9 protein-coding genes are annotated in these 11,547 nt (G+C 70.8%); 5 read left to right on the top strand and 4 right to left on the bottom strand.

Going from position 1 to position 11,547, the window contains the following annotated elements; all coding sequences use genetic code 11:
• Positions 1-19 precede the first annotated feature (19 nt).
• The 3 genes from OG589_RS00550 to OG589_RS00540 all read right to left on the bottom strand — a co-directional run bounded on the left by OG589_RS00550 (position 20) and on the right by OG589_RS00540 (position 3,682).
• On the bottom strand, positions 20-2,296 hold the full coding sequence (locus OG589_RS00550) for an ABC transporter permease (protein ID WP_405145191.1): 2,277 nt from the start codon (positions 2,294-2,296) through the stop codon (positions 20-22).
• Between the two features lie 50 nt (positions 2,297-2,346).
• Positions 2,347-3,093, bottom strand: a complete 747-nt coding sequence (locus tag OG589_RS00545) for an ABC transporter ATP-binding protein (RefSeq protein WP_405145190.1) — start codon at positions 3,091-3,093, stop codon at positions 2,347-2,349.
• Positions 3,094-3,175: 82 nt separating this feature from the next.
• A complete protein-coding gene (locus tag OG589_RS00540) occupies positions 3,176-3,682 on the bottom strand; it encodes a PadR family transcriptional regulator (protein ID WP_405145189.1) in 507 nt (168 codons plus the stop codon).
• 131 nt (positions 3,683-3,813) lie between these two features.
• Between OG589_RS00540 and OG589_RS00535 the strand changes: the two genes are divergently transcribed.
• The 5 genes from OG589_RS00535 to OG589_RS00515 all read left to right on the top strand — a co-directional run bounded on the left by OG589_RS00535 (position 3,814) and on the right by OG589_RS00515 (position 9,731).
• Positions 3,814-5,073: an ABC transporter substrate-binding protein gene (locus tag OG589_RS00535; protein WP_405145188.1), complete on the top strand. Its 1,260-nt coding sequence runs from the start codon at positions 3,814-3,816 to the stop codon at positions 5,071-5,073.
• Positions 5,074-5,161: 88 nt separating this feature from the next.
• Entirely contained in the window at positions 5,162-6,481 is a 1,320-nt protein-coding gene (locus OG589_RS00530) for an ABC transporter substrate-binding protein (protein WP_405145187.1), read from the top strand.
• A gap of 11 nt (positions 6,482-6,492) precedes the next feature.
• Complete coding sequence (locus tag OG589_RS00525; RefSeq protein ID WP_405145186.1) at positions 6,493-8,034, top strand: carbohydrate ABC transporter permease; 1,542 nt, start codon at positions 6,493-6,495, stop codon at positions 8,032-8,034.
• On the top strand, positions 8,031-8,933 hold the full coding sequence (locus OG589_RS00520) for a carbohydrate ABC transporter permease (protein ID WP_405145185.1): 903 nt from the start codon (positions 8,031-8,033) through the stop codon (positions 8,931-8,933). Before OG589_RS00525 ends, OG589_RS00520 begins: the two co-directional genes overlap by 4 nt.
• A gap of 120 nt (positions 8,934-9,053) precedes the next feature.
• On the top strand, positions 9,054-9,731 hold the full coding sequence (locus OG589_RS00515) for a uracil-DNA glycosylase (RefSeq protein WP_405145184.1): 678 nt from the start codon (positions 9,054-9,056) through the stop codon (positions 9,729-9,731).
• Between the two features lie 81 nt (positions 9,732-9,812).
• On the opposite strand, the gene pgm is transcribed toward OG589_RS00515, so the two are convergent.
• Positions 9,813-11,468 (bottom strand): phosphoglucomutase (alpha-D-glucose-1,6-bisphosphate-dependent), encoded by a 1,656-nt coding sequence (gene pgm, locus OG589_RS00510; protein WP_405145183.1) that lies wholly within the window; start codon positions 11,466-11,468, stop codon positions 9,813-9,815.
• Between the last annotated feature and the right edge of the window lie 79 nt (positions 11,469-11,547).

The raw sequence follows: 11,547 nt of genomic DNA, 5'->3' as shown, positions 1-11,547 counted from the left end.
CATCGCGTCCCGGTGACCCTCAGCGGGGGGTCACCGGGACGCGCGCTCTGGCGGCCCTGCGGGCGGGGATCAGCGCGACCAGCAGAGCCGCGCCGACGACCGTCACGACCGCGATGAGCAGGGTCAGGGGGGCGGGCGAGCGGCCGATGCCCGCGCCGATGCCGCTGGAGGCTCCCTGAAGGTCGATCAGTCCCGACGACACCAGGGCCCCCGCCACCGCGCCCGCGCCGACGCCGAGCACCGCGAGGAGCCCCGTGCCGGTCACCAGGGTGGCCATGACCTGGCGCGGGGTGAGCCCCATGGCCTTGAGCACGGCGAGGTCGAGCGCGTGGTCGCGCAGCCCCAGCGCGCTCGCGGTGAGCAGGTTGGCCAGTCCCAGCAGGGCCAGCACCACGACCAGCGCGACGATGATCGGCCTGATGACCGAGAGCCGGTCCGCGGGGTTCACCACCTGGGACACCTCCAGCGACTGCGCCTGGAGCCGCGACCGCACCACCGCCGGGTCGGCTCCCTGGCGCAGCACGAGGCCGTAGAACTGCGGCGGAAGGGCGTCCTTCGGGGCGAGGCTGTCCAGCGCCACAGAGAGCACCTCGCCGTCCTGCTCGGGCTCCAGGACGCGCCCGACGATGCGGACGATCAGCGGCGTGCCGCCGATCGTGAGCCGGGTGCGGTCGCCGATGCGCACGTTCAGCAGGTCGAGCAGGCCCTGGCCCGCCACGGCCTCGCCGCGGTCGCGGTACGGGCGCCCCTCGACGACCGAGAAGGGATAGGGGTCGGTGATGGTGCCGATCGCCCTGGTGCGCACGGTGCGGGTCTGCCCGGGGACCAGTGCGTCCACCTCCGCCCCGGGGTAGGAGGCCACCACGTCGGCGTCGGCGAGCGCCAGCCGGTTGGCCTCCTCGGAGGTGAGGCGCCCCTGGCGTACGGTCAGCGCGGCGGCCTGGCCGACCTGCTCAGGATGGCTCCTGAAGGCGTCCAGCGAGGCCCAGCAGCCCAGGCCGATGGTGATCATCATCATCGGGATCGCGAGGCCGAACGACGTCAGCAGGGCCGGGAGCCTGCGTGTGAAGGCGTCCCTGGCCCCGAGCACGAGCGCGGGCGGCAGCCGTACGAGAAGGGCCAGGCGGGCCATGCGCGACAGGTGGCCCCGGGGCGGCGCGGCCGGGGCCGCGGGGATCGGCGGCGTGCGGCCACCGCGCCACGCGGGCAGCCAGACGGCGACCAGGACCACCAGGGCGGTGCCGAGGGCGATGGCCAGCAGCGGCGCCGAGGAGAGCGGGACCACGACGGTCTCCGCCAGCGCGTACACCGTGATCAGCCGCCCGCAGACCACCCCGAGCGCGATGCCGGCGAGGCCGAGGGTGCCGTGCTCGGCGAGCAGCATGCGGACGACCTGGCGCCGGGTGAAGCCCAGGGACTTCAGCGTGGCGATGTCGCGCTGCTGAGTGAGCACCCGGCCGCCGGTCGCGTTGGCGATGGCGAGTGCCGCGGCCACGAGCCCGGCGATGCCGAAGAGCGCGAGCAGCACCCCGAGCAGCCGGTTGTCCAGGGCCATGGAGGCCTGGACCTCGCGCCAGGTGGACACCCGCTGCACCTGGCCCGCGAGCTTGGTGATCGTGCGCTGGACGATCAGTGAGGTGGCCCCGGGGTCGGCCAGCCGCAGCCCGGTCACCGACTCGCTGCGGCCGAGCGCGGGCTCGACCTGGTCGAGGGTGCCGGCGAGCGTCCAGGCGAGGCCGGGGGTCCACTCGGGGTAGAAGCCCTGGTCGCCGCTCTCGGCGAGCCCGACCACCGTGAGCGCGTGCGTGGCGCCGTTGAGGCCGATGACCGAGAACGATCCGCCGGGGCGCAGGCCCGTGGCCTGGGCGAACGACCGCTCCACGACCACGCCCTCCGGCTCGCCCGGGTCGAGCCAGCGGCCCTCGCGCACGAGGGGACGGCCCACGGCGGGAAGCACGGGCGCCATCTCCTGCAGCGCGACCGGGGTCTTCTTCCCGCCCTGGGCCAGGGTCGCGGGGGCACTGCGGTACGGCCCGGCGACGTCGGTGACGCCGTCGAGGGCCCTGAGCGTCGCGGGGTCGGGCGCGTCCTTGGTGTGGATCCACACGTGGGCGCCGTTGCCCCGCTCGAACAGGCCCCGCCAGGGGTTGGTGCCGTCCTCAAGGAGGGTGGCCGCGGTGATGAGCGCGCTGACGATGCCGGTGACCGCGAGCACCGTGAGCAGCGCCTGGGCCCGCCTGGCCCGCAGGTCGGCACGGATCCAGCGGAACTCGGCCCTGGTCGTGCTGTGGCTCATCGGGCCCCGTCCCCGTGCGCCGGCCGGCCCCTGCGGTGTCTCATCGCGCGCTATCCCCGCAGCTCGACCACGTCGCCCGCGCCGCCTTTGGGGCGGCGGCGGGTGTGGCCGACGGCTCCGTCGTCGACGATCTGGCCGTCGAGGAGGGTCACCACCCGGTCGGCCAGCCCAGCCACCCGGGCGTCGTGGGTGACCATGACGATCGTCTGGCCCTGCCTGTGCACCTCTCCGATGAGGCGGAGCACGTCGCGGGTGTTGCGGCTGTCGAGGTTGCCGGTGGGCTCGTCCGCCAGCAGCACGTGGGGGTGGTTGGCGAGCGCCCTGGCCAGCGCGACCCGCTGCTGCTCGCCGCCGGAGAGCTGCGCGGGGGCGGTGTCGGCCTTGTCGGCCAGCCCGAGCTCGCCGAGGAGGTACTCCCTGCGCTCGCGCGCGTGCTTGGGGGACGCGCCGCCCAGCAGCGCGGGAAGCTCGACGTTGTCGGCGGCGGTCATGTTGTCGACCAGGTTGAAGAACTGGAAGACGAAGCCGATCTTCTGGCGGCGCAGGATCGCCCACGCGCTCTCGTTGAGGGTGTCCGCGCGCCTGCCCTCCACCCAGATCTCGCCGCTCGTGCGCGTGTCGAGGCCGCCGAGCATGTGGACGAGCGTGGACTTGCCCGAGCCGGACGGGCCCATGATGGCCACGAACTCCCCTGGCTCGACCCGCAGATCGATGCCGCGCACCGCGGGCACGGGCAGGCCGCCGGTCTGGTAGATCTTCACCAGGTTCACCGTCTGGATGGCACTCGGCGCGGTCACTGGGGTCGTTCCGTCTTCATGGCGCTCGCTCCGCTCACGCGGCGTGAGGGCGCCCTTGCCCTCACCCGCAGGTTCACTCAAGTCAGGCCAGGTCCTCCTGGCAGCGTTCGAGCCAGTCCAGGTCCGCTTGGAGATGGAGCATGGCACCTTCGATCAGCAGCTGCGCGGGACGGTTCTCCCGGTCGGTCTGCTGGGCGAGTTCTACCAGATCGCGCATGATAGCGAGATAATGCCGGCGCTGCCGGTTGATCAGCGCCATGCGGTCGGCGATGCCGGTCAGCGGCGCCAGCACGAGCTTCATGAAGAACTCGTCCCGCACCCTCGGCCCCTCGGTGGGCGAGTCGACCCACTCGTCGAGGGCCTCACGGCCCTGTGCCGTGCAGTAGTAGACCTTCTTGTTCGGGCGGTTGGACTGCTCGACGTCGACGCTGCGGACCAGGCCGTCCTTCTCGAGCCTGCCAAGCGTGACGTAGATCTGCCCGATGTTGGGGGAGGGGTACGCGGAGCCGAAGAGCTGCTCGAGAGCCTGTTTCAGCTCATACCCGTGGGCAGGTTCCTTCGACAGGAGCGCCAGCAAATGGAGCCGCACGCCCCACCTCCCTCGGGCTTCACGTTACCTGAGTGTTACGGGGTGATCCGTTGACGTTCACATTATCGCTATGCATAACATGCATGCATCTACATAACACGCATGTAACCCAATCAACATTCGGAGGACACGTGCGACGTCTGGCCCCCCTACTGCTGGCGGCGCTGCTGCTCGGCGGCTGCGCGGGGCTCGGCGAGCGCGCGGAGGTCCAGAGCGCGGTCACGGACGGAACAGGTCCGATGACCTTCGCCACCGGGCGTGACACGACCGGCTACATGCAGCCGCTGATCGACCGATGGAACCGCGCGCACCCCAGGGAGCAGGTCACCCTCCTGGAGCTCCCCGAGGCCGCGGACGAGCAGCGCGCGCAGATGGTCGCCAACCTGCAGGCCAGGAGCGAGCGCTACGACGTGCTCGGCCTGGACGTCGTCTGGACGGCGGAGTTCGCCGACGCCGGGTGGATCGTGCCCCTCGACCGGAGCATGTTCCCGCTCGACAAGTTCCTGCAGCCGGTCGTGGACACGGCTCTCTACCAGGGCAAGCTCTACGCGGTGCCGTACACCAGCAACGCGGGGCTCCTTTACTACCGCAAGGACATCCTGGATGCCGAGCACCTCAGGCCGCCCAAGACCTGGGCCGAGCTGCGCGACCAGGCCACCCGCCTCGGCAAGAAGTACAAGCTGGACGGCTACGCCGGCCAGTTCCTCCCTTACGAGGGCCTGACCGTCAACTTCGCGGAGGCCGTGCAGTCCGCGGGCGGCCAGATCCTCAGCCCGGACGGCACCAGGGTCACCCTCGACCTCGGCAGCGCGAGGACCGGGCTCGACTTCCTGGTCGACGGCGTGCGCCAGGGCTGGATCCCGCAGGACGCGCTCACCTTCAAGGAGGAGGAGTCGCGCCTGGCGTTCCAGCAGGGCGAGCTGCTGTTCGCCCGCAACTGGCCGCACGCGTACGGCCCGGCCACGCGGTCGGCCATCGCGGGCAAGTTCGCGGTGACGCGGCTGCCCGGCCTCAACGGGCCCGGGTCCAGCACGCTCGGCGGCCTGAACCTCGCCATAAGCGCGTACTCCAAGCACCAGAAGTCGGCGCTGGAGTTCATCCGCTACTTCACGGGCCTGGAGAACGAGCGAAGCGTGCTCACCGACGGCTCCTTCCCCCCTGTGTGGTCGGAGCTGTACGACGACCCGGCCCTCATCAAGCGTTATCCATATCTCCCGGTGCTCAAGCAGAGCATCATGTCTGCCCGGCCGAGACCGGTCAGCTCCAAATACGACCAGGTCAGCCTGGTTATCTCGAGTGCCGTCTCCGACGCGCTCAATCTCAGGAAACCGAGCGACGAGACCGTCGCCTCCCTGAAGCAGGAACTCAGCGAGATCATCCGCACCCAATAGGCGAGGGCGATCCCCCCGCCCATCATCCCGAATCACCTCATCCCAAAACTCATCCTTCATTTCGGGGCCTTCAACAGGAGGTAGCACCATGCGTGTCAAGACGACTGCGGTGGTGGCCGGGCTCATGCTCGCGGCCACCGCGTGCGGCGGTCAGTCCAGCGACACCACCACGCCCTCGGCGAGCGGCAGCGCTCCGGCTGCCAAGTCCCTGGCGGGGACGACGATCGAGATCGCCGCCAAGTGGACGGGCGACGAGCAGAAGAGCTTCCAGAAGGTCCTGACGGCCTTCGAGGAGAAGACCGGCGCCAAGGTCACCTACGCCTCCACGGGTGAGGACACCGGCGCCTACCTCGGCCCGCGCATCCAGGGCGGCAACCCGCCGGACGTCGCGGTCCTGCCGCAGCCCGGCCTCGTGCAGCAGTACGCCGACCAGAGCGCCCTCAAGCCCCTGTCCAGCGAGGTCCAGGCGCAGATCGACCAGAACTACACCCCGTACTGGAAGGGCCTCGGCTCGGCCAGCGGCCAGGTGTACGGCGTGCTGGTCAAGGCCGCGCACAAGTCCCTGATCTGGTACCGCGCCCCCGCGTTCGACGACGCGGGCACCCAGCCCGCCACCACGTGGGACGAGCTGATCGGCAAGACCGCGCAGTCCCTGGCCGACTCCGGCACCGCCCCGTTCGCCCTCTGCGGCGCCTCCGGCTGGACGCTGACCGACCTGTTCGAGAACGTCTACCTGTCCACCGCGGGCCCGGAGAACTACGACAAGCTCTCCAAGCACGAGATCCCGTGGACCGACCCCTCCGTGACCACGGCGCTGGAGAAGATCGGCCAGATCTTCGGCAAGAAGGAGTTCATGCTGGGCGGCTCCTCCGGCGCCCTGCAGACCGACTTCCCGACCTGCGCCACCCAGGTCTACGGCGAGAAGAAGGCCGCCATGGTCATCGAGGCCGACTTCGTCGGCGTCACGGCCGTCCAGTCCGGCGCCAAGGTCGGCGAGGACGCCAAGATCATGCCGTTCCCGAAGGCCGGCGACACCGCCCCCGTCATCCTCGGCGGTGACGTCGCGGTGGCGATGAAGGACTCCAAGGGAGCCATGGCCCTGCTGGAGTACCTCGCCTCCGCCGAGGGCGGCTCGGTCTGGGCGAAGAACCCCGGCTACCTCTCGCCGAACCGCAACGTCTCCCCCGACAACTACCCGGACGACCTGACCAAGCAGCTCGCGCAGACGATCATCTCCGCCGGCGAGTCGGTGCGGTATGACATGTCCGACCTGGCGCCGAGTGCCTTCGGCGGCACCGACGGCAAGGGCGAGTGGAAGGACCTCCAGGACTTCCTGCGCAACCCCAAGGACATCAAGGGCACGCAGGAGAAGCTCGAGGCTGACGCCGCCAAGGCCTGGAAGAAGTAGGGGCGAAGGCCGTGACCGAACGGTTGGACGGCCCGCAGACCCCGCGTGGCGACGGCGATGCCGCCGTCGCCCGCGGGGCCTCCCCCGGACCAGACGAGACCACCGAGACGACGGGCGGCACCACCTCCGTCCAGGAAGAGCCCGCCGGCACCACGCACCCGGCCCTTGAGGACGTCGCCACCGGCGAGGACGGCGCCACCACCGGCGCTCCCCCTGAGCTCGCCACCGGCGGGCCCGCCGCGGCGAAGGTCAGCTACGGCGGCTCGGGCAACCTCGGCCCCTCCCCCAAGATCGCCGTGTTCTTCCTGCTCCCGGCGTTCATCCTGCTCGGGGCCTGGGTGGTCTACCCGATCATCTACTCGATCATCCGCAGCCTGTACGACGCAACCGGCGGCACCTTCGTCGGCCTCGGCAACTACGGGGCCATCTTCAGCGACTCCGGCACGCTGAGCACGATCAGGAACAACCTGATCTGGGTCGTCGTGGCCCCGAGCCTGGTGACGGTGCTCGGCCTGATCTTCGCGGTGCTGACCGAGCGGATCCGCTGGGCCACCGCCTTCAAGCTGATCGTGTTCATGCCCATGGCGGTGTCGCTGCTGGCCTCCGGAGTCATCTTCCGGCTGGTCTACGAGCAGGACCCCGACAAGGGCGTAGCGAACGCCATCATCACCTCGGTGCACGACGCGTTCGCGGCGAGCAGCGGCTACCCCGGCGCGCGGCCCCGCGAGAACGACCAGGCGCCGGTGGTGGCCGAGAAGGGCGCGGTCGTCAGCCGGCAGCCCGCCCAGGCCGGACAGCAGGTGCTCATCCCGCTGGTCGGCATGAAGCCGGAGGCGCTTCCCTCCGGCGCCGCCGCCGCCAAGCCCGCGTCCGCGGCCCCGGGCGAGCTCGCCGGCACGGTGTGGCTCGACTTCACCCCTGGCGGCGGCACGGTCAACCAGATGGACGGCAACGAGAAGGGCATGCCGGACGTGACCGTCGAGGCGGTCTCCGGCGGCGCGGTCAAGGCGACCACCACGACCGCCGCCGACGGGAGCTTCCACTTCGCCGGGCTGCCCTCGGGCTCCTACCAGGTGCGGCTGCCGCAGTCGAACTTCACCCAGCCGTTCTCCGGGGTCACCTGGCTCGGCCCCGCGCTCATCACCCCGGCCATCATCGGCGCGTTCATCTGGGTGTGGGCGGGGTTCGCCATGGTGCTGATCGCGGCAGGCCTGTCGGCCATCCCGCGTGACGCGCTGGAGGCGGCCCGCATCGACGGCGCGACGGAATGGCAGGTGTTCCGCCGCATCACCATCCCGCTGCTCTCCCCGGTGCTCCTCGTCGTCCTCGTCACGATGATCATCAATACGTTGAAGGTCTTCGACCTGGTCTTCGTCATCGCCCCGGGATCGGTGCAACCCAACGCCAACGTGATCGCGCTGGAGATGTGGCGCGTGTCGTTCGGCGGCGGCGGGAACCAGGGGCTGGGCAGCGCACTGGCGATCTTCCTGCTCGTGCTGGTGCTGCCGTTCATGGCCATCAACATTCGGCGGTTCCGGAGGGACCAGGCATGACGACTCTCACCGCGTCCCAGCCGGCCACGGCCGGCAGCGCGGGCGCACCACAGCGGGGAGTGCTCTCCCGGGTCGTCGACAGGCTCGGCGGCGGGCTGGTCCAGGTCGTCCTGATCGTGCTGGCCCTGTTCTGGCTGCTCCCCACGCTCGGCCTGCTGGTGGTGTCGCTGCGCGGCGACACCGACAACAACTCCAGCGGGTGGTGGACCTTCTTCACCAAGCCCGCGCAGCTCACGTTCGAGAACTACAGCAACCTGCTGGCGAGCGGGTTCACCTCGTCGTTCTGGAACACCGTGGCCATCACGGTGCCGGCGACCGTCCTGGTCATCGGCATCGCGGCCATGGCGGGGTACGCGTTCGCGTGGATGGAGTTCCCCGGGCGTGACGGGCTGTTCCTGGTGGTCATCGCGCTGCTGGTGGTGCCGATCCAGATCGCCCTGATCCCCATCGCCAAGATGTACGGATTTCTCGGGATTTTTGGGTCGATTCCCGGTGTGGTGTTGTTCCACGTGGCCTTCGGACTGCCCTTCGCCATCTTCCTGCTGCGCAACTTCTTCGTCGGCATCCCCAAGGAGCTGCTCGAAGCCGCGCGCATGGACGGGGCGGCGGAGTGGAAGATCTTCGCGACGGTGGTGTTCCCGCTGGCCAAGCCCGCGGTCGCCTCGCTCGGCATCTTCCAGTTCCTGTGGGTGTGGAACGACCTGCTCGTCGCCCTGGTCTTCGCCGACACCGGCGCCCAGCCGATGACCAAGGCGCTGCAGTCGCAGATGCGCCAGTTCGGTACCAACGTGGACATCCTCGCGCCTGGCGCCTTCCTGTCGCTGATCATCCCGCTGGTGCTGTTCTTCTCCTTCCAGCGCTACTTCGTCCAGGGCCTGCTCGCCGGCTCGGTGAAGTAGACGATCTTCCCGGGTGCCTGTCTCTCGGGGGCAGGCGGGCGCCCGGGAGCCCGCCCGGCCGGGCGCGGGGCTTGGCCGGTTCCCGTCCGCCGTGCTCGGCGGCGCGGCTAAGATCCGGACATGACCGGTCGTCCATTGAACGAAGTCGTCGAATCCGGGTGGGCAACCGCCCTGGAGCCCGTCGCCGAGCGCATCGCCGCGCTCGGCGACTTCCTCCGGCAGGAGATCGCCGAGGGCAGGCAGTACCTCCCCGCGGGGGCCAACGTGCTGAGGGCGTTCCAGCAGCCCCTCGAGCAGGTGCGCGTGCTCATCGTCGGGCAGGATCCCTACCCCACGCCCGGCCACCCCGTCGGCCTGAGCTTCTCCGTCGCCCCGGACGTGCGCCCGCTGCCGGGCAGCCTGGTCAACATCTTCAAGGAGTACTCCGCCGACCTCGGCTACCCCCCGCCGGGCAACGGCGACCTCACCCCGTGGACCGAGCAGGGCGTGCTGCTGCTCAACAGGGTGCTCACCGTGGCCCCCGGCAAGCCCGCCTCCCATCGCGGCAAGGGCTGGGAGGAGGTCACCGAGCAGGCCATCCACGCGCTCGTCGCCCGGGGCGGCCCGCTGGTCGCCATCCTCTGGGGGCGCGACGCCCGGTCGCTCAAGCCGATGCTCGGGCAGGTGCCGTGCATCGAGTCCGCGCACCCGAGCCCGCTGTCGGCGCGTAACGGCTTCTTCGGCACCCGCCCGTTCAGCCGGGCGAACCAGCTCCTCGAGAAGCAGGGCGCGGGCCCCGTCGAGTGGAAGCTCCCCTGATCCGTGCCCCCCGCGCTCGCTCACCGCGGTGAGCGAGCGCGTCGTCCGGGCAGCGCGAGCCGTGCCCGGCGCGCGGCCCGCCTAGGCCGGGCCGCCGGCCCGCCGGAGCGTCGCGCCGACCAGGGCGCGCGCCTCCTCCTGCACCTGGGCCAGGTGCTCCGGCCCCTTGAACGACTCCGCGTAGATCTTGTACACGTCCTCCGTGCCGGACGGGCGGGCCGCGAACCAGGCGTTCTCCGTGGAGACCTTGATCCCGCCGAGCGGGGCGCCGTTCCCCGGCGCGGAGTTCTGGACCGCGCTCACCGGCTCCCCGGCGAGCGTGCCCGCCGTGACGTCCCCGGCCGACAGCCGCGCGAGCGCCGCCTTCTCCTCCCGCGTGGCCGGGGCGTCGACGCGGGCGTACGCCGGTTCGCCGAACCTGTCCACCAGCCCGGCGTAGTGCTCGCTGGGCGACTTTCCGGTCACCGCGACGATCTCCGACGCCAGCAGGGCCAGGATGATGCCGTCCTTGTCGGTGGTCCAGATCGACCCGTCGCGGCGGAGGAACGAGGCCCCCGCGCTCTCCTCTCCGCCGAAGCCCAGTGACCCGTCGAGCAGGCCGCCGACGAACCACTTGAACCCGACCGGGACCTCGTACAGCTCGCGGCCGAGGTCGGCGACCACCCGGTCGATCATGCCGCTGCTGACCATGGTCTTGCCGACGCGGGCGCCGTCCGGCCACCCGGGGCGGTGGCTCCACAGGTAGGAGATCGCGACGGCCAGGTAGTGGTTGGGGTTCATCAGCCCGGCGTCCGGGGTCACGATGCCGTGCCTGTCGGCGTCCGCGTCGTTGCCCGTGGACACCTGGAAGGCGGACCGGTTCGCGATGAGGGAGGCCATGGCGTACGGGGACGAGCAGTCCATGCGGATCTTGCCGTCCCAGTCGAGCGTCATGAACCGCCAGGTGGGGTCGACCGCGGGGTTCACCACGGTGAGGTCCAGCCCGTGCCGCTCGGCGATCTCCCCCCAGTACGCAACGCTCGCGCCGCCCAGCGGATCGGCTCCGATGCGCACCGAGGCGCCGCGGATCGCCGCCACGTCGATCACCGAGGGCAGGTCGTCCACGTACGAGCCGAGGAAGTCGTACCGGCCGGTGGTCTCGGCCGTCACCGCGCGCTCGTACGGGATGCGCAGGACCTCCTTCAGCCCCCCGGCGATCAGCGCGTTGGCGCGGTCCTGGATCCAGGAGGTGGCGTCGGTCTCGGCCGGGCCGCCGTTCGGCGGGTTGTACTTGTACCCGCCGTCGCCCGGCGGGTTGTGCGAGGGGGTCACCACGACGCCGTCCGCGAGGCCGGTGGCGCGTCCGCGGTTGTGGGCGAGGATGGCGTGCGACACCGCCGGGGTGGGCGTGTAGCCGTCCCGGCTGTCGATCAGCACGGTGACGCCGTTGGCGGCGAAGACCTCCAGCGCGGTGACGCGCGCGGGCTCCGACAGCGCGTGCGTGTCCACTCCGAGGAACAGCGGCCCGTCGACGCCCTGCCGCGCGCGGTACTCGCAGACGGCCTGGCTGGTGGCGAGGATGTGCTCCTCGTTGAACGCGGTGGCGAGGGACGATCCCCGATGGCCGGAGGTCCCGAAGGAGACGCGCTGTTCCGGGCGGCCCGGGTCGGGGTGCAGGGCGTAGTACGCCGTCACGAGACGGGGCACATCCACCAGATCGGACGCCTGCGCCGGCTTCCCAGCGCGCTCGTGCACCATGAGAACTCCTCGTCACGCTCGTTCAGGTCAGAGGGGCACTACCCCCGCGACGTCCGGTTCATACAGATATCAAACCTCC

This window comes from Sphaerisporangium sp. NBC_01403 (genome assembly GCF_045040145.1).
Lineage (GTDB): Bacteria > Actinomycetota > Actinomycetes > Streptosporangiales > Streptosporangiaceae > Sphaerisporangium > Sphaerisporangium viridialbum.
Note: the sequence above shows the minus strand (reverse complement) of the source record. Positions and strands in the feature narration are given on the sequence as shown.

What these genes read in the sequence shown, in the direction of transcription:
- OG589_RS00550 (WP_405145191.1), bottom strand. Translation starts at nt 2,296, where the DNA reads ATGAGCCACAGCACGACCAGGGCCGAGTTCCGCTGGATCCGTGCCGAC.
- OG589_RS00515 (WP_405145184.1), top strand. Translation starts at nt 9,054, where the DNA reads ATGACCGGTCGTCCATTGAACGAAGTCGTCGAATCCGGGTGGGCAACC.
- OG589_RS00520 (WP_405145185.1), top strand. Translation starts at nt 8,031, where the DNA reads ATGACGACTCTCACCGCGTCCCAGCCGGCCACGGCCGGCAGCGCGGGC.
- OG589_RS00530 (WP_405145187.1), top strand. Translation starts at nt 5,162, where the DNA reads ATGCGTGTCAAGACGACTGCGGTGGTGGCCGGGCTCATGCTCGCGGCC.
- pgm (WP_405145183.1), bottom strand. Translation starts at nt 11,468, where the DNA reads ATGGTGCACGAGCGCGCTGGGAAGCCGGCGCAGGCGTCCGATCTGGTG.